The 23,370-nt window shown below is 70.5% G+C and carries 20 protein-coding genes; 14 read left to right on the top strand and 6 right to left on the bottom strand.

Annotation, left to right across the window (positions count from 1 at the left end; genetic code table 11):
* Positions 1-183: 183 nt before the first annotated feature.
* Together Cs7R123_RS02970 and Cs7R123_RS02965 are read right to left on the bottom strand one after the other, a co-directional pair.
* On the bottom strand, positions 184-648 hold the full coding sequence (locus tag Cs7R123_RS02970) for a GNAT family N-acetyltransferase (protein ID WP_212823238.1): 465 nt from the start codon (positions 646-648) through the stop codon (positions 184-186).
* A gap of 42 nt (positions 649-690) precedes the next feature.
* A complete protein-coding gene (locus Cs7R123_RS02965) occupies positions 691-828 on the bottom strand; it encodes a hypothetical protein (RefSeq protein WP_212823236.1) in 138 nt (45 codons plus the stop codon).
* Positions 829-978: 150 nt separating this feature from the next.
* Between Cs7R123_RS02965 and Cs7R123_RS02960 the strand changes: the two genes are divergently transcribed.
* The 6 genes from Cs7R123_RS02960 (at position 979) to Cs7R123_RS02935 (ending at position 10,996) form a co-directional block, all read left to right on the top strand.
* Entirely contained in the window at positions 979-1,614 is a 636-nt protein-coding gene (locus tag Cs7R123_RS02960; RefSeq protein ID WP_212823234.1) for a GNAT family N-acetyltransferase, read from the top strand.
* A 245-nt stretch (positions 1,615-1,859) separates the two neighbouring features.
* A complete protein-coding gene (locus Cs7R123_RS02955) occupies positions 1,860-4,787 on the top strand; it encodes a bifunctional diguanylate cyclase/phosphodiesterase (protein WP_212823233.1) in 2,928 nt (975 codons plus the stop codon).
* Positions 4,788-5,071: 284 nt separating this feature from the next.
* Positions 5,072-5,443: an MFS transporter gene (locus tag Cs7R123_RS02950; protein WP_212823232.1), complete on the top strand. Its 372-nt coding sequence runs from the start codon at positions 5,072-5,074 to the stop codon at positions 5,441-5,443.
* Positions 5,440-6,243, top strand: a complete 804-nt coding sequence (locus Cs7R123_RS02945) for a hypothetical protein (RefSeq protein ID WP_212823231.1) — start codon at positions 5,440-5,442, stop codon at positions 6,241-6,243. Before Cs7R123_RS02950 ends, Cs7R123_RS02945 begins: the two co-directional genes overlap by 4 nt.
* A gap of 321 nt (positions 6,244-6,564) precedes the next feature.
* Positions 6,565-9,897: a family 78 glycoside hydrolase catalytic domain gene (locus Cs7R123_RS02940; protein ID WP_212823230.1), complete on the top strand. Its 3,333-nt coding sequence runs from the start codon at positions 6,565-6,567 to the stop codon at positions 9,895-9,897.
* Positions 9,898-10,087: 190 nt separating this feature from the next.
* Positions 10,088-10,996, top strand: a complete 909-nt coding sequence (locus tag Cs7R123_RS02935; protein WP_212823229.1) for a hypothetical protein — start codon at positions 10,088-10,090, stop codon at positions 10,994-10,996.
* Between the two features lie 6 nt (positions 10,997-11,002).
* Here Cs7R123_RS02935 and Cs7R123_RS02930 read toward each other — a convergent pair whose 3' ends face one another.
* Positions 11,003-12,604, bottom strand: a complete 1,602-nt coding sequence (locus Cs7R123_RS02930) for a hypothetical protein (RefSeq protein ID WP_212823228.1) — start codon at positions 12,602-12,604, stop codon at positions 11,003-11,005.
* Positions 12,605-12,893: 289 nt separating this feature from the next.
* Between Cs7R123_RS02930 and Cs7R123_RS02925 the strand changes: the two genes are divergently transcribed.
* Entirely contained in the window at positions 12,894-13,772 is an 879-nt protein-coding gene (locus Cs7R123_RS02925; protein ID WP_212823226.1) for a hypothetical protein, read from the top strand.
* 241 nt (positions 13,773-14,013) lie between these two features.
* Here Cs7R123_RS02925 and Cs7R123_RS02920 read toward each other — a convergent pair whose 3' ends face one another.
* Together Cs7R123_RS02920 and Cs7R123_RS40645 are read right to left on the bottom strand one after the other, a co-directional pair.
* Positions 14,014-14,778 (bottom strand): maleylpyruvate isomerase family mycothiol-dependent enzyme, encoded by a 765-nt coding sequence (locus tag Cs7R123_RS02920; protein ID WP_212823224.1) that lies wholly within the window; start codon positions 14,776-14,778, stop codon positions 14,014-14,016.
* Between the two features lie 422 nt (positions 14,779-15,200).
* Positions 15,201-17,534: a family 20 glycosylhydrolase gene (locus Cs7R123_RS40645; RefSeq protein WP_280517273.1), complete on the bottom strand. Its 2,334-nt coding sequence runs from the start codon at positions 17,532-17,534 to the stop codon at positions 15,201-15,203.
* 195 nt (positions 17,535-17,729) lie between these two features.
* Here Cs7R123_RS40645 and Cs7R123_RS02910 point away from each other — a divergent pair, with 195 nt between their 5' ends.
* The 7 genes from Cs7R123_RS02910 to Cs7R123_RS02880 all read left to right on the top strand — a co-directional run bounded on the left by Cs7R123_RS02910 (position 17,730) and on the right by Cs7R123_RS02880 (position 21,857).
* Positions 17,730-18,080: a hypothetical protein gene (locus tag Cs7R123_RS02910; RefSeq protein ID WP_212823221.1), complete on the top strand. Its 351-nt coding sequence runs from the start codon at positions 17,730-17,732 to the stop codon at positions 18,078-18,080.
* On the top strand, positions 18,077-18,511 hold the full coding sequence (locus tag Cs7R123_RS02905; RefSeq protein ID WP_212823220.1) for a MerR family transcriptional regulator: 435 nt from the start codon (positions 18,077-18,079) through the stop codon (positions 18,509-18,511). Before Cs7R123_RS02910 ends, Cs7R123_RS02905 begins: the two co-directional genes overlap by 4 nt.
* Entirely contained in the window at positions 18,508-18,774 is a 267-nt protein-coding gene (locus Cs7R123_RS02900) for a hypothetical protein (RefSeq protein WP_212823219.1), read from the top strand. The genes Cs7R123_RS02905 and Cs7R123_RS02900 overlap by 4 nt, the downstream gene beginning before the upstream one ends.
* A gap of 19 nt (positions 18,775-18,793) precedes the next feature.
* Entirely contained in the window at positions 18,794-19,132 is a 339-nt protein-coding gene (locus Cs7R123_RS02895; RefSeq protein ID WP_212823218.1) for a YnfA family protein, read from the top strand.
* Between the two features lie 281 nt (positions 19,133-19,413).
* Positions 19,414-20,205 carry an SDR family NAD(P)-dependent oxidoreductase gene (locus tag Cs7R123_RS02890; protein WP_212823217.1) on the top strand — a complete coding sequence of 264 codons (792 nt, stop codon included), beginning with the start codon at positions 19,414-19,416 and terminating at the stop codon, positions 20,203-20,205.
* A gap of 32 nt (positions 20,206-20,237) precedes the next feature.
* Entirely contained in the window at positions 20,238-20,489 is a 252-nt protein-coding gene (locus Cs7R123_RS02885; RefSeq protein WP_212823216.1) for a hypothetical protein, read from the top strand.
* Between the two features lie 150 nt (positions 20,490-20,639).
* A complete protein-coding gene (locus tag Cs7R123_RS02880) occupies positions 20,640-21,857 on the top strand; it encodes a sugar efflux transporter (RefSeq protein ID WP_244871566.1) in 1,218 nt (405 codons plus the stop codon).
* Between the two features lie 78 nt (positions 21,858-21,935).
* Here the strand turns inward: Cs7R123_RS02880 and Cs7R123_RS02875 are convergent, their stop codons facing one another.
* Complete coding sequence (locus Cs7R123_RS02875) at positions 21,936-23,306, bottom strand: PLP-dependent aminotransferase family protein (protein WP_244871565.1); 1,371 nt, start codon at positions 23,304-23,306, stop codon at positions 21,936-21,938.
* Between the last annotated feature and the right edge of the window lie 64 nt (positions 23,307-23,370).

Below are 23,370 nucleotides of genomic sequence, written 5' to 3'. Positions count from 1 at the left end.
CGGCTCTGGCGGCCAGCGATGAACGGAAGCGCCGCCAAAGCAGCAGCGCCGTGGTGGCCAAGCCGATGAGCAGGCCGAGCCATACGCCGGACGCGCCGGCGTCGACGGCGTTTGACAGGAGCCAGGCGGTGGGAAGCCCTGTCAGCCAGTAGCAGGTGAAGGTCAGCCGTGCGCGGCCAATTGTCAGGCGGTGGGTTCTATGGTCCACCTGAACGTCGCGGCCGAGTGGGTCGCACCTTCGCGCAGGTAGAAGCGGTGGGCATCTGCTCGGGCAAGGCCGGACTCCAGGAAGACGAAGTCGGCGCCCTGCTCGTGCGCCCAGGCCCTGGCCGCCGTCAGCAGGCTGGCGCCGACACCTCGGGAACGCCACCCAGGGTGTACGGCGAGATCCTCGATCGAGGCCCGACGACCGAAGCGCACCGACATGATGTCCACGTAGACGCTGGCCACGCCGACCAGCTGATCCTGTTGGGATCGGGCCTCGAACAGCGCCACGTTCTCCTGATCGAGGAGCTGTGCGGTACGGTCGACGGCCTGCCGGCGGTCCCAGTTCGGAGGACGGCTGCCGGGCGGGTCGAACAGCCACTCCAGCCCGCTCACGAATGCGGCCTCGCAACCTCGCTCGGTCCGTCGAATCTGGATGCTCATCGGCGTCCCCTCGAGGCCAGGTGCAACCTTCGCCGGACGGGGTCAGGCGGGTTGTTCGGTGATCGCTTCCAGCATGCGGGTCACGTGCGCCGTCAGCAATCGCGGATCGACGTCGCGCAGCGCCGGCGTGCCACCGCCCGCAGCGTCACGTTCCTGAGCCTTGAGTTGGCCACTTGCCATCACTTGCCCACTGGGCGGCCCGCTAAGCCCTCGATGCCAGCCGTCTCCGGCTTCGTCACACTTGAGCGCCCGCCGTTCCTGGTTGCTCCTGTCCCTGTTCGTGTAGACGGACTGGTGGCGGCCCTCTGACCTACGAGTACTCTCTTGCGGATGATCTCGCATGAAGTAACAGACGTACTCCGCAGCTGGGCAAAGGGTTTGGCCGCAGTCAGGCGCAACTCCGTGCCCATCGAGACCCCTTGGGGCCTGCGGATCGACGAGGTCCGGCCGAAGACCCGCGCCCGCTGTCTGGTGTTTCGCGACGACCTCGACGCGGTGCGCAGCGCGGTGAAGGACGCGACCCCTCCGCACGGTGTGATCATCGTTGCCACCGCCGAGGACGCGGTGGCCACCCTGCTCGGGCTGTCCTGGCAGAGCACCCCGCCAGAGCCAATCATGACGACCACGCTGCGGCGGATCTCGTCGAGCGTGCCCGCCGGCTATGACCTCAGCGCCACGATCGACGCGGGCGTCATCAACGTGCGGGTACATTCCGAGGGCGAGGTCGTCGCGGCGGGATACGCCGCCGTGGTGGACGGTGTCGCCGTCGTGGATCGCGTCGGCACCGATCCCGCACATCAGCGCCGTGGCCTGGGCACAGCGGTGATGAACGCACTAGCTGCCGCAGCCATAGACCAGGGGGGTGTGACCGCCGTACTTCATGGGACAGAGGAAGGACGTGCGCTCTACGAGGGTCTCGGCTGGCAGTTGCGCTCAAAGATCACGAGCTTCACGCACGCGGCATGATCTTTACGACTGTGGCGCGGGTACGAGCACGGTCGCGGTCGCAGTTCACCGGACGGTGATCCGGTACGGACGGCACCGCGGGCTGGCGGCCTGACGAGGCGATACGAAGGTTCGGCGGTTCGCACCTTTTCGTGGCCTACGAGCGGGGACAATGCTACGTGTCTGTTCGGTGCTGGGCCTACGCGGCAGTGGTCGTCACTGCCGGCGCTGGGCTGTTCATCTGGCGCGCGCACCAGCTGGTCTGGTTGGCTGCGCTCGGCGCGGCCGCCGTCGCGGCGGCTCTGGTCGGCGTACGCGACAACAGGCCCCGCCGCCGATGGCCGTGGCTGCTCGCCGCCGCAGGGCTGGGGCTGTCCGGTTCGGCCAGCATCGTCTACTACCTCGACGTCGGCGCCGTCGGCACGCCGGCAGCGGCGACCGGCCCGGCCAGCCTGCTGTTCCTCGCCTCGACAGTGGTCATCGCCGCAGGCACGGCCGGTCTCGCCTGGGTCAGCATGATCGGCCGCGGCCGGACGCTGATCCTCGACTCCATGATCCTGACCAGCGGTCTCGGCCTGCTGGTGTGGAAGTTCATCATCTTCCCGCAGTGGGGCTACTTCGCCGGCAACTGGGAGGGACGGCTGACGGCCTTCGTCTTCCCACTGTGCGACGTGCTCATCTTCGCGATCACCGCCAGCCTCGTCCTCGTGGCCTGGCGCGTACCGGCCGTGCTGATGCTCGCGGCGGCGGCGGCCGGGCAGCTGTCGTCGGACCTGGTGCTGGCAGTGGCCCGCAGCGGGCCCGATCCTCAGGTGTCGTTCGTGGTGCTGGCGGGATGGGTGGTGTTCTACCTCGGCTGGGGTCTGGCCGCGCTGCACCCGTCCATGGTGCGGCTGACGGAACCGGCGCCGGTCGACCGCAGGGAACCCGGCCGCGGCTACCGCCTGCTGCTGATCTCCTTCATCGCCGTGCCGTTCGCCGTGCTCTTCGCCGACATCGCCGCAGGCGCCGCCCGGCAGAGTCTCACCGCGCTGCTGTTCACGGCCCTCACGTTGATCCTGGTGCTGATCCGGCTGACCGGGCTCATCGACGACTATCGCGGCGTGATCATCCGAAGCCAGGCCGTCCACGGCATCAGCGCCGCCATGTTCACCGCCGCCGACCACGAAGCCGTCCTCGACGTCCTGCGCGACAGCCCGGGGCGGCTCCTGCCACCGGGCACCGCGTATGCGGCCTACGTCGACCAGCCCGGCCCCGACCGCCCCTCGGCGGTGGCCGCACTGCCCGACGGCGACGCCCGCCCGCTGTACGTCCGCGACCTGCCGGACCGGGCACGCACCCGGATGGGCCGGCACCCGGTCGCGCTCGTCTGCCCGATCACCACTCCCGGACACCGCGCGTCGCCCACCGAGAACGGCGCACTCGTGGTCGGTGCGGCCGAATCGGGGCTCGCCCAGATCCAGACCTCCGTCCAACTGCTCACCGCGCACGCCGCGCTCGCGGCCGAACGCATCGACACCACCGCCGAGCTCGACCTCCGCCACAGCGAGGAGTACTTCCAGACGCTGGTGCGCAACACCGCCGACGTCATCCTCATCCTGGAACCCGACCGCGACACCATCCGCTACGCCAGCCCGTCGGCCGCTCGGACCTTCGGCACCGATGCCCTGGCCGGACGGAAGTTCAGCACCCTGAGCCGGCCCGTCGCGGACACCGCCGGCACCCGTGGCCGCCCCGCCGAAGGCCAGGACCTGGCCGTCGCCCGCCCGGACCAGGCGACGGTGATCGTCGAGACGTCCTGGCAGGACCTCCGCGACGATCCCACGATCAGCGGCTGGGTCCTGACGCTGCGCGACGTCACCGCCAGCCGCAAGCTGGAGGCCGAACTGACCTACCTTGCCTACCATGACCCGCTCACCGAGCTGGCCAACCGGTCGCTGTTCGGCGAGCGCCTGCAGGCCGCCCTCGCCGACGCAGACCGCACGGGCACCACCGTCGGCGTGCTCTACCTCGACCTCGACGACTTCAAGATGGTCAACGACAGCTACGGGCACGAGACCGGCGACGCGCTCCTGCAGGCGGCCGCCCGCCGCCTGAGCGGCGCGCTACGCCCCGGCGACCTTGCCGCTCGCCTCGGCGGCGACGAGTTCGCAGCCCTCATCGCCGCCATGCCCTCGGTGGAAGAAGTCGAGGCCGTCGCCGACGACATCGTCACCGCCATGGCGCAGCCGTTTCTCGTCGACGGCCGTATGCTGCCCGGAGCGGTCTCCGTCGGCATCGCCACCAGCCGCGACAGCATCGACGCAGCGACCCTGCTCCGCAAGGCCGACCAGGCCCAGTATGCTGCGAAGTCCAGCGGAAAGCGCCAGTGGCGTCGCTACGACCCGGCCCAGCACGACGCGATGCTGGACAGGGTCGTCCTGCGCACCGAACTCGGCGAGGCCATCGAAGGCCGTAGCCTGACCGTCGAATACCAGCCGATCGTGGAGCTGTCCACCGATACCGTCGCCGGTTTCGAGGCCCTCGTGCGGTGGGACCACCCCACCCGGGGCCGGCTCATGCCGGACCAGTTCATCGACCTCGCCGAGGAGGCCGGTCTCATGGACGCCCTCGGGCACCACGTCCTGCAGGCCGCGATCGAGACCGCGGCCGGCTGGCAGAGGTCACACCATCCCCGGCAGCCGCCGTACGTCAGCGTCAACGTCTCGGTCAGCCAGTTCCACGACCCCGACTTCTCGCGTACCGTCCGGGCGGCCTTGGACGGTGCGGGGCTGCCCCCGCAGCGGTTGCTGCTCGAGATCACCGAGAGCCTGCTGCTGCACCACGACGACCAAACCTGGCAGGCGCTCACCGAACTGCGCCGGGAGGGCATCCGCATCGCCATCGACGACTTCGGCACCGGCTACTCCGCCCTGAGCTACCTGCGGCAGTCCCCGGTCGACATCCTCAAGATCGACCGGTCGTTCACCAGCACGACCACCACCTCCGCACGGCAGGCGACGCTCGTCGACATCATCATCACCCTGGCGCACGCCCTCGACCTCAACGTCGTCGCCGAAGGCATCGAGACCACCGCCGAACGCGACCTCCTGCGGCACTTCGGCTGCCGCTACGGCCAGGGATACCTTTACGACAGGCCACTCACCCGCACGCAGGCCGACATCCGGGCCGCGGACCCGCACTACCGGCGATAGGCCGTGACCGCCCCGACCGCAGCCTCCACCACGACGGCACCCGCATCGTCATCGGCGCCGAGCGGCGACACGTTGAACGCGACCAGCACAGACAGTGACGCGCATTCACGTCCGTCACGGTAGGCTGCTGTCGTCGACCGATGTGCGACTAGGGTTCCGCCGGGCAGCTTCCGGGACTGGTCCGAGCGTCGCGACCGCCGCAAGGCGGACACCTTGAAGGACAAAATCCTGGGGGGTTACGTCGGCACGCTTCGTCGTGCCCGCGTCTATCCCGAGGTGTTGCCGTGCCTGCCGTACTGTCCGTGATCTTCACCCGCCGTGCGTTTCCGGTTGCCGGCAGTTCCCTGATCGCCAGACTGCCCAAGGGCATCACGCCGTTGGCCGTCGTGACATTGATACACCAGACGACCGGCTCCTACGCCGCCGCCGGCGTGATCGCCGCCGCGACCGCGTTCGGCGACGCCGTGTCCACGCCCATGCAGGGCCGCCTACTCGACCGGTACGAGCGCGGCCGGGTGCTCCTGCCATCAGCCATGCTGTATGCGGCGGCACTCACCCTTCTGCCGGTCCTGGCAACGCGGCATGCGCCATTCGGTGCGCTGCTTTGCTGTGCCCTGCTCGCGGGGTCGGGTTCCCGCCCATCTCCGGCAGCATGAAGGTCCTGTGGCCGCGGCTCGTCGCGGCCGGCACCCCGGCCCGCACAGCATATCGGGCAGAGTCCCTGATCCAGCAGGTCCTGCTGCTCATCGCGCCGCTACTGGCCACGATGCTGATGGTCTTGGCCGGACCGGCCGCCGCAGTATGGACCGCCGCAGCAGCGACGCTGTCCGGCTCGATCGCATTCGTCTATCACGCCGCACGAATCGACGCCGGCGCAGCGGATCGGCCACACCACACCGGCAGCGCCTTGCGCGCCCCGCGCCTTCGGGTCCTTATCGCCGCCACAGCGGTTCAGGGCCTCGTGTTCGGGGCCATGCCGGTGGTCCTGCCCGGGCTGGCCACCCACGCCGGCGCACCCGACATGGGCGGACTGCTGCTGGCCGCATGGATCTGCGGCGGTGTGCTCGGCAGTCTCCGCCGAGCCGAAGCCGACTTCCCGCTCGCCTTGGCGCGGCTGGCCACCGCTTTGGCCGTGCCGACGCTCATCGCGGCAGTCACCGACGGATCGCTCGTCGCGACCGCGGCAGCGTTCAGTTTCGCGGGCCTGTTCCTCACCCCGGTCGCTGCAGCCAGCTACGTCCTCGTCAACGACACAACCCCATCGGCGAACCGGACCGAGGCGTTCACCTGGCTGTCCACCGCGCTCGCCGTGGGTGGGGCGGCCGGGTCCGCGCTCGCCGGAGCCACCGTCGACCGGCTCGGGATCTTGCCAGCCGCGTCTCTGCCTCTCACAGCCGCCGCAACCGCGACGGCAATCGCCGCCCGCCTCCGCACCCGCACACGACCCTCGCGATGATCACACCACCTGCATCGCTCACCGCCGATCGGCCTCAAGAGGACACTACCGCGTGCTCCACTGCTGATCCGGGTGGCGGTGCCGTCGTCCATCAGCGCGGATGTGGCGGCCAGCGCGCGAGGAGCCGCGGGCGGCGGTGCGGACCGGGGTCCGCTGCTCCTACCGGCCGAGCTGAGCCACGAGTGGACCTCAAGGTGCCTTGACATCGCGCCGAAATCCGCGCAACATTGGCCCAACTGAATATATTGAAACGTTTCAATAGCTGGTGTCCGCGTCACCGATCCAGTCCACCGCTCGGACGTCTGGAAGGAGATCGCCGTCATGCCCGATGCGATCGCCACTCATCGTGCCCCCGTCAAGGCCGGGCTGCGCGCCTGTCTGCGTGGCCTCGCCGTGCTCAGCCTGATCGCCGCATCCCTGACCCTCACGCCGACCGTCCCGGCGGCAGCCGCGGCGCCTGAGGTCTCGGTGGCCGGTCTTCAGGTCGACTACACGACGAACCCGCTGGGCACCGACGAAACCCACCCCAGCCTCAGCTGGAAACTGACCTCATCGGTCAACGGCGAACGCCAGACCGCCTACCGGGTGCTGGTCGCGAGCGGCATGACCCAGCTCGACGCCGGGGTCGGCGACGTCTGGGACAGCGGCAAGGTCATCAGCGGCGACTCGGTCGCGGTCGCCTACGGCGGCCCGACCCCGCAGGCGACCGTCACCTATCACTGGAAAGTCCAGGTCTGGGACGCCAACGGCACCGTCTCCTCCTGGAGCCCGGCCGCGCAATGGGAGACGGGCCTGCTCACCACTCAGGACTGGAACGGCGCCCAGTGGATCAGCCCGAGCGCCACCGGCACCGGCGCCCGCAGACTCCGCCGAGCCTTCACCGTGGACGGGGCCAAGACCGTCGCCCGAGCGCGGGCCTACGTCCTGGGGCTCGGCTGCTACGAACTGCGCCTCAACGGCGCCAAGGTCGGCGATCAGGTCCTGGCCCCGGCCAGCACGCCCTACGACCGGCGTGCCCTCTACAGCACCTACGACGTGACCGGCGCCCTGCGGCCGGGCGCCAACGCGGCAGGGCTGTGGCTGGGCAACGGCTACGGCCCGACCTTCAGCCAGTACGGCTTCCGCTGGACCGGGCCCAAGCAGGCACTCCTGCTGCTGGATGTGCGATACACCGACGGCACCCGCCAGACCGTGACCACCGACGGCAGCTGGAAGTCCTCGACCGGCCCCATCACCGCCAACGACATCTACGGCGGCGAGACCTACGACGCGCGCCAGGAGCAGAACGGCTGGGACCAGCCCGGCTACGACGAAAGCGGCTGGCAGCCGGTCGTGAACGCCACCGCACCCGCCGGCGGGCTCGCCGCCCACACGATGCCGCCGCTGCGGGTCACCGCGACGCTCGCCCCGGTGAGGCTCACCCAGCCGAAGCCCGGCGTCTACGTCTACGACCTGGGCCAGAACATCGCCGGCTGGTCACGCCTGCGGGTACAGGGCCCGGCGGGCACCACCGTGCGGATGCGCACCGCCGAGGAGATCAACGCCGACGGCACCCTGGACACCACCACCAACCGCAACGCCGTGTCCACCGACACCTACACCCTGGCCGGCACCGGCACCACCGAGACCTACGAACCGCGGTTCACCTACCACGGCTTCCGCTACGTCGAGGTGACCGGCTACCCGCAGGCCCCGACCCTGGCCAGCCTCGACGGCCGCGTCGTGCACGCCGACGTCGTGTCCACCGGATCGTTCTCCTCCTCCGACAGCCTGCTCGACCAGATCTGGCGCAACAACCGCTGGACCATCCTCAACAACTCCATGAGCACCCCCACCGACACCCCCGTACGCGACGAACGCACCCCGCCCGGCATGGACGTCCAGGCCTACCAGGACGCCTCGACCACCGAGTTCGCCATGGACCCCTTCTACGTCAACTACCTGCGGGACCTGCCACCCGGCACGGCCCTGCCCAGCGACGGCGGCAACGCGCAGCAGCCCGACATGGGCGGGGCCGGCGTCACCCTCGCCTGGACCCTCTACCAGCAGTACGGCGACCGTGCCACGCTCGCGGCCACCTACCCCGCGATGAAGGCCTTCGTCGACACCAACGCCGCCAACGTGCCCGGACTCATCTGGTCGACCGGGTTCGGCGACTGGTGCCCGCCGGACCTGAGCGCCAACGCCAACGGCGGCATGGGCAACCCGAGCGCGGGCGCGTGCACCAGCGAGGTGCCCATCGTCAACACCGCGCTGTCCTACCTGCAGGCCGTCGACGTCGCCAAGGCCGCGACGGCGCTGGGCCAGACCGCCGACGCCACCCACTTCAACCAGCTCGCCGACCGCATCAAGCAGGCGTTCAACACCCGGTTCCTCAACGCCGACGGCGCGAGCTACGGCGACGGCCGCCAGACGACCAGCGTGCTGCCCCTGGCCTTCGGCCTGGTCCCGGCCCCGAACGTCACCGCCGTGGGCACCCGCCTGGTCGACACGATCATGAACCGGAACGGCGGCCACCTCGACACCGGCATCTTCGGCACGCGATACCTGATGGACGCCCTGGCCGCGATCGGGCGCACCGACGTCGCCATGACGATCCTGGACCAGACCACCTACCCGGGTTTCGGCTTCGAGATCGGCAAGGGCGCCACCACGTCCTGGGAGGAGTGGACGTACTACTCGTCCATGGAGACCCACGACCATGCCATGTTCGCCGGCATCAACGCCTCGCTCTACACCCGCCTCGGCGGCATCCAGCCCACCGGACCCGGCTACAGCACGGTGACCGTCGCCCCGCAGATCCCCGCGGGCCTGCAGCGGGTTTCGGCCTCCGTCGACACGGTACGCGGCACCGTCACCAGCTCCTGGACCGTGACCGGCGGGCAGCTCGCCCTCGACGTGAAGGTTCCCGTCGGCACCGTGGCGACGGTGCGGGTGCCGAACTTCGGCCAGGGGCAGGCCACGGCGAGCCCGGCGGGCGCCACCCAGCTCGCCGCCGGCGGGACCGAGACCAGCTACACCGTCGGCTCCGGGACCTGGCACTTCACCGGATCGCCCGCGCCCGCCCCCAGCGCGGCGCCGCCCGGCACGTGGTCGCTGTGCGCGCAGGAGACGGGGACCTGCTCGGGCACCGGAACGTTCACCGTGGCCTTCGGAGCCCGGGGCAGGTTCGCCTACGCCACCGTCACCAACTCGGTGGTCTGCAGCAACACCGTGTTCGGCGATCCGATCGAGAACGTCTCGAAAGCCTGCTACGCGAGCGTCGCACCACCGGCCACCGGTGTCTGGCAGCGGTGCGCGGGCGAGACGGGCACCTGCGCGTTCGCCGGAGTGAACACCGTCGCCTACGGCGCGTCCGGCGCCTACCGGTATGCCACCCTCAGCGGCGGCACGAGCTGCGGCAACGCGGTGTTCGGCGACCCGCTTCCGGGCACCGGCAAGGCCTGCTACCTGGCGGCGCCCCCGCCGACGGTCACCACCTGGACCCCCTGCGCGGCGGAGACGAAGACCTGCGTGATGACCGGTACGCACCAGGTCGCCTACGGTGCCGCCGGACGCTACGTTTACGGCACCTTCACCGGCGACCTGGCCTGCGGCAACGCCGTCTTCGGCGACCCGGCGCCCGGCCAGCAGAAGATCTGCTACCTCCAGTGACCGGGATGCCCGGTGCGAGCAGCTAGGTCAGCACGACGGTGTCGGTGATCGCCGACACCGTCGTCAGCATCCACGCTTGCCACCGCGACGCTGGTGGCGATATGGGTCGGCCCGGCCGAGGTTCTTGCACCCCTCAAGCAAACAGCAATAAATATCGATGTATCACGCGGCCGGTAACAGACTCGCAGGCATGACACGCCTCACGAAAACCTCCCTAGCGACGATCACTGCGTGCATCGTCGCGGGCTCGGCCGTCGCCTTCGGGGGCACGGCCGCGTCCGCCGCCGGTACGGGTGCCGGCAAGAACGTGTGCGCCAACGTCCTGTCCCAGCAGCAGCTCGACGCGGGCAAGCACGCCGCGACGACCGCCGTCTCGCCGGATGTGGAGGCGGCGGTGACGAAGTACAAGTCCACGCACCAGTTGTTCCCCAAGCCCACGGCCGCCGAGCTGGCCGAGTCGGAGGCGCACACCGCGCTCAAGGAACGGATGTTCGCCAACGGCGAGATCAAGGCCAGGCAGGTTTCGTGCGCCCGCGCATCGACCCAGGCCACCGGTCAGATCACCTGGATGTACCAGTACGGGCAGGTGACCAACTACTTCTGCGGTCCCGCCGTCGTGTCGATGTTCTCGGCGACGGTGCCCGGCTCCAGCCCGTACAACCTCGATCAGTGGACGGTCGCCAACTACATGGGCACGCCCAGCGCCGGCGGCACGGGCGCTGCCGCGGAGACCAACGGCCTCAACTACTACGTCGGCATGCCCGACTTCGGGTTCAACTTCTACGGCATGGTGTGGATGTCCGACCCGCCCACCGCCGCCCAGAAGACCGACTTCTCGAACCGCCTCGCCACCAATGTCGGCGTCAGCTCGCCGATCGCCGGCCTGGCGTGGGAGGTGCCCTACGGTCCGCATCTGACCGGGCACCCGGTGAGCCAGGAGATCGGGCACTGGATCGAGATCGGCGGCTACAACACCGGCACCAGCCAGGTCTGGTACGCCGACCCGGCGACCACGGTGTGGAGCTCGGTCCCGGCGTACTCGTGGTTCGACACGAACACGATGGCGATCATCCTCGGCGGCTACGGCTACATCTGGTAGACGCACTCACACCAGAGCGCTCGCGCGCACGAAGTCGGGGATGGACAGCCACCACGAGGCAGCGGTCCGCAGTTCCGGATGGACCTGCGGACCGCTCAGCTCCGTCAGATCGGCGTTACGCCGGGAGACGCCGGCGCTGTACATCAGTCCCCGGACGTAGCCCGGTAGCGGCCCGTCGCGGTGGTGGAGCAGCCGGGTGCGGACAACGTCCCAGCGCTCCGACGGGACGTGCAGGTGGCCGACGATCCAGGCCGCCGCCTCCTGCACGGGTGCCGGCAGGCCGCGCCCGAGAACGAGCCGCCAGATGAGGGCCGCCTCCTCGGCGCCGCCGAGGTGGCCGATCGCCTGCACCAGCGCCGTGGCGAGCGGAGCCGAGGTCAGCATTCCGGGCCGGCCGAGTTCCCGGCCCATGACGTCGGCCAGCACCGAACGGTAGGGCGTCGCGGCCACGGTCTGCGCCGCGACCGTCCGCCGGGTGCCCTGCGGATGGAAGAGCATGTCGGCGATCAGCCGCTCGAGCACCGGATCCTCTTGGAGGATCTCCCGCCGCATCAGGGAGAGCACGGCCTGCGAGAGACGGTGCGCGACCGCGTGTACCGTCTCCGGTGCAGCGACGGTGCCCGAACGCAGGACGTGGCCGGAGACCGGATCGCCCTGGAGTGCCTGGCTCAGCGCCCGGTGCTCGCCGGCGCTGACATCGGGCAGCAGCTGGCGGGCGGTCTCGGCGGCGCCGACCCGGGAAGCCAGGGGAGAGCCGCTGTCCCGCAACGTTTCCAGTGCGACCTGGGTGAGGCGGCGGAGCTGCCCGGGGTCGAAGTGGCCGCGCCCGGTCTTCTCCGCGACCGCCCACCACGCGGCGCGCAGCACCTGATCGCTGACCGGATTCTCGACCTGGCCCAGCAGGTACGCGGCGGCGGCCGGATGCGGTGTCATCTCCAGTAGTGCGGCCGGTTCGATGAGGACCTGGCTGCGGCGGTCGTCGATGACCGCCGCGCAGGCCTCCACGACCGCGGTCGCGCCGTCCCGCAGGCCGAGCAGCCGGTTGAGCGCCTCACACCGCCACAGCCAGCCCGTTCCCTCGGCCACCAGCAGTTCGGCCAGCAGCCGCTGGATCAGCTCCGGCCACAGCCGCCGAGGGTGCAGCAGGACCGGCACCTCCCACAGGCCCGCCGTGAGCTCGTCCCAGTCGCACCCGGTCATCTCTTCCGCACCGAGCGCTCGTTCGAGCAGGGGGGACAACCGATCCCGCATCGCGTCGGCATTCCCGGTCGGCCGCAACGCCGGTGGGCCGAGGCATCCCCGCGACTCGCGGTACAGGGTGTGCGCCACCGCGGCCAGCCGCCCCCGCGGCAGGCCCAGCACCCGCTCGTACCGGCCGATGACCGGCGCTGACAGCCTCAGCGTCGCGCGCTCCCACCGGCAGACCTGCGACTCCGACGCGGTGACGTCCCCATCGTCGTACGCCCGGGCGAACCGGGCCGCGACCGCCAGCCGCTCGTCGTCGCCGTAGAGCCGGTTGACCCGCAGCAGCCAGGCGATCACCGGCTCGGCGCTCTGGCCGTGCCCGGCCGGGGTGGTGCCCGGACGCCGTCCTCGGACCCTCTCCATGGCGGCAATATATAGACGAGTATCTTCTTTCACCAAGCGGATCGCGCTGCAAGATATTCACGATCATTACTGCGAGAGCGGCAGACTCGGCCCTGTGATGGTGCGATCGGCCGCAACGGCCCTGGTAGTCATGCTCACCGCCGCCTGCACGGCGACCCCTCTGCCGCCTTCGTCACCGTCACCAGCGTCGGGCGCGGCCCAGGCCGTCTGTTTCACGACTCGGCCACCGCAGCAGTGGACGGGCGAATCCACGCCGCTGCCGGACGGCTTGACCATCGGCGTGCACGCGGTGCGGGATCAGATCGCGTTCGGACAGTCGCACGACGCGACCGGCCGCGGTGTTGTGGCGCTGGACCTGCGCTCGGGGAAGCTGGGCACCGTCACCCGATACCAGCCCGAGGTGTCCGGGCTCGGCGCCCTGGCGGTCGACGAGTCGTGGGTGGTCTGGGAGCAGCTGGACTCCAAGACGAACCTCGCGGACTGGAGTGTTCACGCGGCCAACCGCACGACCGGGGAGAACGTACGCATCGCCGACTCGCACGGACCCGGCGGCTTCCTGCCCGGCCAGCAGCCGCTCCCGGTGCTGCGGCACGGATCCGTGGCGTGGGCGCAACCCGTACTCGCCGGGGGCGGGGCACTCCACGCCGAACTGCGAGTCTTCGACCTGGCCCGCCGAACCACCCGAGTCCTCGACTCCGGCCGCCTGAGCTCCCCGGTATACGCGGGCGGCCTCCTCGTCTGGGCGAAAGTCGACGACGCCACGCGCTATTCGCTCCACGCCGTGGACGAGGTGACACTCCAGCCCGTCGAGCTTCCACCGGCGATCCAGCGACCGAAGTCCGTGGCGTACCTGGGCGGATCAGCCGACCGCCTCGTCTGGAGCAGCGGCGACTCGCAGACGCTCGAACAGTGGGACTTCAACGCCGCGAAGCTGACCCGCTACACGCTGACCGACCGCAGCCACGTGTTCCAGTTCCTCCAGGTAGCCGGCGACTACCTGCTGTGGTACGGCGGCACGACGGCGTCAGTGCTCGACCTCACGACCGGGGCGGCCTTCGACACCCCCGGCACGGTCGCCGGCTCCGCCCAGTGGATCGTCAACGCCCGACCGGGCGCAGTCATCCGCGTACCCACAGCCGGCCTGCCCCACCTGTCCTGCCCCGCCTGAGGGTGAGGATCTACGACAGTCCTCGTATGTGGTGAGGATGAGTCAGCTTGTCTTCGCCGACTTCGACACCTACCGGGTCCGCCGCGGCTGGGCCCGCCGCGCCCCGTCAAGACAGCGTCCCGCATCGAAGCGTCACCCCATTCCCCGTTGGAGCCACCGGCTGGCACACGGGCCATCACCGTCAGCTGACCCGAGCGGCGAACTCGCCCGACCGCACACCGCCAGCCCGGTCGGGCAGCTTCTAGCCGTGGAGCCGGTCGAGGATGCCCCGGTCGCCCTCGGTGCGCAGCGACTCCGACTGAATCCGGCCGTAGAAGAACAAGACCAGCTCGTTGGCGGTGCCCCAGACGGCTACGTCGGCCTTCTCCGGGCCTTCACCGGCGGTAGCGCCGTCGGGGAGCCGGGCGGTGCGCGTGCGGCCGTCGGAGACCCAGAGCCGCCATGAGCGCCCCTCGGTGGTGTGGTAGTCGACGACCACCGGCTCGTGCGGCCAGGGTTCCGTTCCTGCGCAGCGGGTGGTCAGGAACTCGTCGACCCCGTCGAGCGCCAGCTCGCTGGACAGTGGCTGTGGGGCGCCCACCGTGACCTGGGCGTCGTAGGTGTGCACGCCGAGCTGCTGGAGCTGGTCGCGAGCGACGGCACCGCTGGTCTGCGGCGACTGCGAATCACCCCACCACGTCCAGCAGCCACGGTCCGGTCCGGCGTCCCGCAGCGCGTCCAGCTGCTCCTGCACCGAGGCGGCAAACCAGTTCAGCACGGCCTCGCGCTCCCGCGGCACCACCGGAGCGGACACGATCGCAGCACCGTCGGCAGGCCCTGCGGCGACGATGGCGGTCCACTTGCGGCGCCCCTCCACCAGGTGGTGCACCAGGTCGAGCAATGTCCACTCGGGGCAGGTCGGTACCTGCACGTCGAGGCTGGGTGCCGCGGCGACCGCCGCCTGGAAAGCGATCGATCGCTCCTGCATCAGCCGCAGCAGGTCAGCGAATTCCAGAGTGTTCTCCACCGCGGCTTTGTACCACCCTGCTTTGGCCAACCGACACCGATTTCCGTGCCTGTCGGCGCAGGGTGGCCCAGTCGGTGTCGGCGATGTGCCGGGCCAGACGCCGGCTCGACGAGGTGCCCCAGGCATTAACCTGATCAACACGTTCAACGGATGGAAGCAGCCGGCTGACGCGGGCCGGATAAAGGCCGCCGCCACCGACGGAACCACCCCGGTCAGGTCACCCGTCTCGTATCGCGCGATGAGGTGCACCAGCGGTGTTCGTGGAGGCGACGGTCGATCTCGGCTGTGGGCTCGCCGCGTACACGGCCTCGCGCAACGGCGAGCGGCCTGGTCGGAGCCTCGTGTAGGTGCCGTCGTCGTCCAGGCGGCCCGGGGGAGCCTGGACGACGACGGCCATTGCCGTCGGCGCCTGACGGATCCGGTCAGGGAGTGAGGGCGAAGTCGTCGATGTCGAACAGACCGCTGCCGCTGCCGGTGAAGACCAGGTACAGTGCGCCGGATCCGGTGGTGACGGTGGTGGTGACGTCGGTGTAGTTGCCGTAGCCGCCGGTGTTGGGGACGCTGATAGACCCGAGTAGCGTGCCGGTGGCCGAGCCGGAGCGGATCTGGATGGTGCCGCCGGTGCCGCCGGAGGCGACGCGGGCGGTGAAGCCGGTCTTGCCGGTGAGGCTGACGCCGGAGAAACCGATCCAGTCGCCGTTGTCGATGTAGCCGACGCGGTTGCCGCCGTGTGCGGCGGCGTCGGCGACGATCTGCACCCCGGACTGCGCGGTGAACGACTCCGCCTCGACCCGGCTGACCGGCGGCGTGGTGCCGGTGAGGGCGAAGTCGTCGATGTCGAACAGACCGCTGCCGCTGCCGGTGAAGACCAGGTACAGTGCGCTGGATCCGGTGGTGACGGTGGTGGTGACGTCGGTGTAGTCGCCGTAGCCGCCGGTGTTGGGGACGCTGACGGACCCGAGCAGGGTGCCGGTGGCCGAGCCGGAGCGGATCTGGATGGTGCCGCCGGTGCCGCCGGAGGCGACGCGGGCGGTGAAGCCGGTCTTGCCGGTGAGGCTGACGCCGGAGAAACCGATCCAGTCGCCGTTGTCGATGTAGCCGACGCGGTTGCCGCCGTGTGCGGCGGCGTCGGCGACGATCTGCACCCCGGACTGCGCGGTGAACGACTCCGCCTCCACCCGGCCGGTCGCGGGCGGGATCGCCCAGGGGACCTGCGGCGAGCGGTAGAAGTTGATGCCCTGCGTGGTCCAGCGCGGTCCCTGCGCGCCCAGGCGTGCCTTGAACGCGTCCCAGTCGCGTGCCGACTGAGGTGACCAGGCCAGCTCGGCGAGGGCGGGCAGGCGCGGGAACGCCATGAACTCGATGTCGGCGAGTGTCGTGATCGTCTCCGTCCACAGCGGCGCCTCGACGCCGATGATCGACGCGGCGGGCACGCCCGGCAGCAGGGTGGCCGGGTCCCAGCTGTAGGCGGTCTGCACCTCGATGAGACCCGCCCAGGTCTGCCCGAGCGGGGTCTGGTTGGTGTACTTCATGTCGAGGTACGTCTTGTTGGCGGGGGACAGCAGCACCTTGGCGCCCTTGCTGACCGCGGCGCTCAGGTCGGCGTCGGAGGTCGTCGTGCCCCAGAACTGCGCGACCCGGCCGGGGGAGTGGTCGGCCTTGCCGAGCTGGTGCCAGCCCATGACGGTCTTGCCGGAGGCGCCGACGAACGGCTGGATCCGGTTCATGAAGGTGCGGTAGTCGGCGTCGGAGGTGCTGCTCGCCTCGTCGCCGCCGATGTGCAGGTACGGCCCCGGGGTGAGCGCGGCCAGTTCGGAGAGCACCTGCTGCACGAACGTGTAGGTGACCTCCTTGCCGACGCACAGGGAGCTGAACCCCACGGCGGTGCCGGTGTACAGCGGCGGGGCCGTGTTGTTGCAGTTCAGTTCGGCGTAGGAGGCCAGCGCCGCGTTGACGTGCCCGGGCATGTCGATCTCGGGGACGATCGTGATGTAGCGTGCCGCGGCGTACGCGACAAGGTCGCTGTACTGCGCTTTCGTGTAGTAGCCGCCGGGGCCGCCGCCGACCTGGGTGCTGCCGCCGACGGTGGCCAGGCGCGGCCAGGCGTCTACCACGATCCGCCAGCCCTGGTCGTCGGACAGATGCAGGTGCAGGGTATTGATCTTGTACTGGGCGATCTCGTCGAGATACCGCTTCACCACGTCCACGCCGAAGAAATGCCGTGACACGTCGAGCATCGCGCCGCGGTAGCCGTAGCGCGGATAGTCGATGATCCGGCCTCCGGCGACCTCCCACGGTCCGGGCTGGACGGTTCGCGCCTCGACGGCGGCAGGCAGCAGCTGCCGCAGCGTCTGCACGCCGTGGAACAGCCCGGCTGCGGTCTGCGCCCGCACGGTGATCAGCGTGGCGGTGACGTCCAGCTGGTAGCCCTCACTGCCGACGCTCGGGTCGGCGCCGGACAGCAGCAGTGCGATGCCGCTGGTCGGGGTGCCGCTGGCGGTGGTGACGGGCAGCGCGTACCCGGTGGACGGGCGCAGCATTCCGGCGAGCTGGTTGCCGACGTCGGCGGCGGCCGTCGAGCCCGACTGGGTCTGGATCGCGGCGTTGGCCGGCAGCGTGTGGACGACGCCGGAGGCAGGCTGGACCGACACCGGCGCGGGCACCACGGTCTGCAGGCTCACCGGGGTCGCGTCGGCGGGGCTAGCGCCGACCAGCCAGGCCGTTGAGATGGCGACGGCGACTGCGGAGGCGAGCAAGGCCTGACGGGCGCGACGGTGCACGGCGTCCTCCGGTAAACGGTAAAGTTTCCTGTCAGTTTGACGGCAGGCTATGTCTCGATGACTGTGGTGTCAAGAAGTCGAGCCGCTGCCGCCCGCCCGCGTCATGCCGAGCCAACATGGTGCTCAACGGGACTTGCATTCGGTACCTGGGTACAGGTTTACCTTGGTGGCATGACCGAACAAACCTCTGGTCCGGCATGGGTACCACAGGCGTGCACCCTGCCGACGGCCGAGCAGCCGCTGCGGCTGGCCGAGTTCGACACGCTGTTCGCCACCGCCACGCGGACCGTCGAACGCCTCGCCGACACGCACCTGCGCCTGACCCTGTCCGGTGGGGCTGATCTCGAGGCGACCGTGCGGGACCTGTCCGCCCGCGAGAGCGACTGCTGCTCGTTCTTCACGTTCACCGTCACCGCCGCCGCGTCGGGACAGGTGATCCTCGACGTCGAGGTCCCGCCCGCCCGCGCCGACGTCCTTGCCGCCCTTGCGCAGCGGGCCGACGCTGTGCGCGGCCGTCCGTGAACGCGGGCCTGCGCAGCGGGGAACTGGCCGAAGCGGCCGGGGTGAACCTGCAGACCCTGCGCTACTACGAACGCCGCGGCCTGCTGGCCGAACCGGCCCGCAGCCCTGGCGGACACCGCCTCTACCCGGCAGAGGCCCTGACCCTGCTGCGGGTGATCAAGACCGCGCAGCGGCTCGGGTTCACTCTCGACGAAGTAGCCGAACTGGTCGACCTGGGCACCCATCGCCACGGCCGCAGACCCGACACCAGCCTGCAGAGACGCGCCGCCGCCAAGCTCGCCGAGATCGAGGCCAAGATCGCCGATCTGCAGACCATCGCCGACAGTCTGCGCACCGCCCTGGACGCCGGCTGCGACGACCTGACCACCTGCGCCACCACCGACTGCTGCCCGATCCCGCTCGCCGAACCCGACCACGGAGGCAACAAATGATCAACCGACTGCGTGTGCTCCTTCCCGGCGGCCTCGGCGGGCTCACCGGCCTGGCCTGCGCCCTGTGCTGCGCCATCCCGCTGCTGCTGGCCGCGGGCATTGTCGGCGGTGCCGGCTGGGCCGCGCTCGGGCAGATCATGCCCGGCATCGCCGTCGCGCTCGCAGCCATGACCGCGCTTGCGTGGTGGTGGTCGACCAGGCGCCGGGCTGCCCACGCCGACGGGTGTTCGGGTGGCGCATGCTCCTGCTCGCAGCCGTCGTGACGATCGTTAGGCTGCGCCCATGATGATCGCCCGCTCTGTCATCCTGTTCGTCCTGGCGGCGCTGTTGGAGATCGGCGGGGCGTGGCTGGTGTGGCAGGGCTGGCGCGAGCACCGCGGCCTGTGGTGGATCGCCGCCGGGGTCATCGCCCTGGGCGCATACGGGTTCGTGGCCACGTTCCAGCCCGACGCGAACTTCGGCCGGATCCTGGCCGCCTACGGCGGGGTGTTCGTCGCCGGGTCCCTGGCCTGGGGCATGGTCGTCGACAAGTTCCGCCCCGACCGCTATGACGTGATCGGTGCGGTGATCTGCCTTATCGGCGTCGTGGTCATCATGTACGCCCCACGTGCCACTGGCTGATCACGGCCAGGCATGTGTGCGCGCTCTCAAGACGACGTCATGCGGCACTGAGGCAGTTGCGCGGAAGCCTGACGCGAGCGTGGCCGCAGTGAGAACCAAAAGGGCTCCCGCCCGGGACGGCAGCGGCATGCAGCGACGCCGCTGAGTGCTCGGAAGTCGTTTCGATCGATTTGCTCATCGAATGCTCATTCGTTCGCGGCAACCTCATACCTGACCGCTGCCGGACCTTCCGGCAAGGTGCGAAGCCCCGGCTCCGCCGGCGGTGCTCACGAGGAGGACGAATGGACCTGCAGCTCACCGGCAAGACCGCATTCATCAGCGGATCGACCCAAGGTATCGGCTACGCGACCGCGAAGGCCCTGGCCGCCGAGGGCGCCGACGTGATCCTCAACGGCCGTGATCCGCAGAAGCTGGCCGAGGCCGTCGACAGGCTGCGGCGCGAGGTGCCGGGTGCGTCGGTCAGCGGTCAGCCCGCAGACTTCGCGGTCGCCGAGGACGTCGACCGGCTGTGCGACCGGATCCCGGGCGTCGACATCCTGATCAACAATGTCGGGCTGTTCGAGCTCAAGCCGTTCGAGAAGATCTCGGACGACGACTGGCGGCGCTACTTCGAGGTCAACGTGCTCAGCGGCGTCCGGCTGGCGCGGCGGCTCATGCCGGGCATGCTGGATCGAGGGTGGGGCCGGATCGTGTTCGTCAGCAGCGAGTCGGGCGTCGACATCCCGGCCGACATGATCCATTACGGCACCTCCAAGACGGCGATGCTCGCGGTCGGCAACGGCCTGGCGAAGCTCACGAAGGGCACCGAGGTGACCGTCAACTCGGTGCTCGGCGGCCCGACGTACTCCGACGGCGTCGCCGCGACGGTCAGGATGCTGGCGGAAGCGCAGTCTCTGCCCGAGGAGCAGATGAAGGCGGCGATCATCGGCGCCAACCAGACCACCCTGCTGGGCCGCTTCATCGAACCCGGCGAGATCGCGAACGCGGTCACCTTCATCGCCAGCCCGCTCGCGTCCGCCATCAACGGATCGGCGGTACGCGTCGACGGCGGCGTGCTGACGACGGTGCTGTGAGCTGAGCTGGGCGATCGCGATAGCGTGGCGGCATGCACGGCGGGCGGATCAGTTTCTGCGTTCTCGGGCCGGTGACCGCCGAGGACGTGCAGCGTCGGCCGGTCGCGCTGAAGGGTCCGATGCATCGTGCGGTGCTGGGCCGCCTCCTGGTGGCGCGGGGGTGGAGTGCTGACGGTCGGCCGGGTCGCGGATCATCTGGCAGCGCTGGACGCCGCGCTGCTCACCGGTCGCGCAGCACCGACGTCCGCTACCGGTTCGTGATCGACATCGCGACCCTGGCCTGACGCCAGCCCCAGGGACGGGTCGGCGGCTACGCTGTGCGACTGCCGACCCGTCCCCGCTGCGCTCCGCAACACCACGCCGCGCGGTACGCAGCCTCGGCCGGCCGTGCGGCACCCGCCCCAACCCCTACCAGCTGTCAACGGAGTGATGTCGTGCCCCGTGCGACCGCCGAACTGCGCACCGGACGACCGCTGGTCGCGCTCGGCTTGATCTTCATCACCGTCGGCCTGTCGACGGCGATGGCGATACCGTTCGTCACCCTGTTCCTCGAAGACGCCGTCCACGCCTCTGCCCCGCAGGTCGCGATGTTCCTCATCGCCGCACCCGTCTCGGCAATCATGGCGTCGACCTTGATCGGCCGAGTCTCCGACCGGCTTCCTGACCGGCGCCGCCTGCTGATGGCCACGGCTGTCGCCGGCTGCCTGGCCGCGGCTCTGTCCGCCGTCGTACGGGACTACTGGATCTTCCTGGTGGTCGCGATGACGCTGACCGCGGCTGCCGGGGCGCTGATGCCGCAGGTCTTCGCCTACGCCCGCGAGGCCCTCCACGGTTCTGACCGCGTCGCCATGACGATGAGCACCCTGCGGACCCTGTTCTCCATCGCCTGGGTCGCCGGTCCGCCGCTGGCCGCATTCATGCTGACCGTCGGCGGGTTCAAGCTCACCTACCTCACGTCGTCGCTGATGTACGCGACAACGGTCGCCGTGATCGCCTTCGGGTTGCGCAGACCACGACCGGCCGCGCTGGACGAGCCGGACGCCGACACCGACGCAGAGCCGGACATGCCACCGAAGCTGATCTGGCTCAGCGTGGCCGTGTTCGTGCTGACCGGCGCGGCAGGCAACATGGCAGTCCAGGCGCTGCCGCTGCTGACCGCCCGCGAGCTCGGCCTCGGCCTCGGCAGCTCCGGACTGCTGCTCGGACTGTGCGCCGCGCTTGAGATCCCGCTCATGGTCGGCTTCGGGATGATGTCCACCCGCTTGCCCATCCGCCGACTGCTCATGGTCGGCGCAGTATGCGGACTGGCCTACATGGCGCTGACGGCACTGGCCACCAGCCTGTGGCACCTGGTGCTCGGCCAGGTCCTCAACGCCGCGGCGATCGCCGCGCTCTCGGGCCTCGGCATCACCTACATGCAGGACATGCTGCCCCGCCATCGAGGGCGCGCCTCCACCCTCTTCTCCAACACCGTGCCGGTCGGCGCGCTGCTGGCAGGGCCCGTCCTCGGAGCCGCGGCACATACCGGCTACCGGATTCCGTACGCCGCCGGCGTGCTGCTGTACGCGGGAGCTCTCGGCCTTCTCGCCCTGTCAGGCAGAACTGTCCCGGCGGACTCCGAAGCCGTGCCGGAGTCGGTCTTCAGCCGCTGAAGCAGTCCGGTCAGACGACCCCACCAGGCTGTCTGACGCCGATCAGGCGCCCACGCCCCTGGCTTGACGGCAACGGCTTCACCTCCCCGAAAGCTGGGTGGCCAGGACGGCTACCGCGGCGGTGAGCTCGTCCGGGGTGTGCGCGGCGTAGCCCAGCACCAGCCCCGGCGTGCCCTCGGGGTGGTAGCGCAGCTCGGACAGGGCCAGTGGGCCGAGCCCGGCGGCCCGCGCCCGCGTGGCCAGCGCCCGGTCGTCCACCCCGGACGGCAGCTCGACGACCAGGTGCAGCCCGGCGGCGATCCCCGAGATCCGGGCCTGCGGCAGGTACGTCCTCAGCGCCGCGACCAGGGCGTCACGGCGGGTGCGCTGGGCGCGCCGGGCCCGGCGCAGGTGCCGGTCGTAGCCGCCCGAGGCGAGCAGCTCGGCGAAGGCCAGCTGCTCCAGCGCCGAGCCGCCCATGTCCGCGTCGGACTTCGCCTGGCGTACGGCGTCCAGCCAGCCCGCCGGCGGCACGAGCCAGCCGCGGCGCAGCCCCGGTGCGAGCGCCTTGCTGGCCGAGCCGACCAGCGCCACCACGTCCGGTGCGACGCCCTGCAGGCAGCCGACCGGATCGCGGTCATAGCGGAACTCCGCGTCGTAGTCGTCCTCGATGATCAGCCCACCGGTGCGCCGAGCCCAGGCGATCAGCTCGGCCCGCCGTCCCGGCGCGAGCACGACGCCCGTCGGGAACTGGTGCGCGGGCGTGACGAACACGGCCCGCACGCTCCCGAGGGCCGACACCACGGCGCCCTGCCCGTCGACCGGCACCGGCCGCAGTGACAGACCGTGCGCGAGCAGGTGGCCGCGAATGCCCGCGCTGCCCGGATCCTCCACGCCGACCTCGGTCAGGCCGCGCGCGGCGAGCACCCGGCCGAGCAGGCTGAGCGCCTGCGCGGCGCCGGTGGTGACCACGACCCCGTCCGCGCCCGTCTGCGCGGCGCGGACCCGGCCCAGATAGGAGGCCAGCTCGCTGCGCAGCCGGGGCACCCCTGCGGGGTCGGTGTAGTCGAGGTCGGCGTCGGGGGCGGTGGCCAGCGCGCGCTCGTACGCCCGCCGCCATGCCGCGCGCGGGAACATGCCCAGGTCGGGCACCCCCGGCCGCAGCGGCGCCACTCGGCCCGGCGGCACCGGCGCCGGCTCGCCCGCGACGGCGGGAGCAGGTGGGGGAGCGGGCGCGACGGCGGTGCCGGAACCGCGGCGGCTCACCAGCCTGCCCTCGGCCGTGAGCTGCTCGTACGCCGCCACCACCAGACCACGCGACAGGCCGAGGTCGGCGGCGAGGTCCCGGCTGGACGGCAACCGGGTGCCCGGCGCGATGCGCTGCTGCGCGATCGCCTCTCGCAGCGCCCCCACCAGCTGCTCGCCGATCCTGGGCAGGTTCGGGTCGAGATCGAGCAGCACTTCACGCACCGCCAATTGGTCCTCTGTTCCTGTGGTCAAGTGGACCTGTCCGGTGTACCAATGCTGACCATAC

It is taken from the genome of Catellatospora sp. TT07R-123, assembly GCF_018327705.1.
GTDB lineage: Bacteria > Actinomycetota > Actinomycetes > Mycobacteriales > Micromonosporaceae > Catellatospora.
Note: the sequence above shows the minus strand (reverse complement) of the source record. Positions and strands in the feature narration are given on the sequence as shown.

Bases quoted from the DNA above. Each gene is read 5' to 3' on its own strand.
- Cs7R123_RS02970 (WP_212823238.1), bottom strand. From the start codon at position 648: ATGAGCATCCAGATTCGACGGACCGAGCGAGGTTGCGAGGCCGCATTC.
- Cs7R123_RS02965 (WP_212823236.1), bottom strand. From the start codon at position 828: ATGGCAAGTGGCCAACTCAAGGCTCAGGAACGTGACGCTGCGGGCGGT.
- Cs7R123_RS02960 (WP_212823234.1), top strand. From the start codon at position 979: ATGATCTCGCATGAAGTAACAGACGTACTCCGCAGCTGGGCAAAGGGT.
- Cs7R123_RS02945 (WP_212823231.1), top strand. From the start codon at position 5,440: ATGAAGGTCCTGTGGCCGCGGCTCGTCGCGGCCGGCACCCCGGCCCGC.
- Cs7R123_RS02940 (WP_212823230.1), top strand. From the start codon at position 6,565: ATGCCCGATGCGATCGCCACTCATCGTGCCCCCGTCAAGGCCGGGCTG.
- Cs7R123_RS02935 (WP_212823229.1), top strand. From the start codon at position 10,088: ATGACACGCCTCACGAAAACCTCCCTAGCGACGATCACTGCGTGCATC.
- Cs7R123_RS02930 (WP_212823228.1), bottom strand. From the start codon at position 12,604: ATGGAGAGGGTCCGAGGACGGCGTCCGGGCACCACCCCGGCCGGGCAC.
- Cs7R123_RS02910 (WP_212823221.1), top strand. From the start codon at position 17,730: ATGACCGAACAAACCTCTGGTCCGGCATGGGTACCACAGGCGTGCACC.
- Cs7R123_RS02900 (WP_212823219.1), top strand. From the start codon at position 18,508: ATGATCAACCGACTGCGTGTGCTCCTTCCCGGCGGCCTCGGCGGGCTC.
- Cs7R123_RS02895 (WP_212823218.1), top strand. From the start codon at position 18,794: ATGATGATCGCCCGCTCTGTCATCCTGTTCGTCCTGGCGGCGCTGTTG.
- Cs7R123_RS02890 (WP_212823217.1), top strand. From the start codon at position 19,414: ATGGACCTGCAGCTCACCGGCAAGACCGCATTCATCAGCGGATCGACC.
- Cs7R123_RS02885 (WP_212823216.1), top strand. From the start codon at position 20,238: ATGCACGGCGGGCGGATCAGTTTCTGCGTTCTCGGGCCGGTGACCGCC.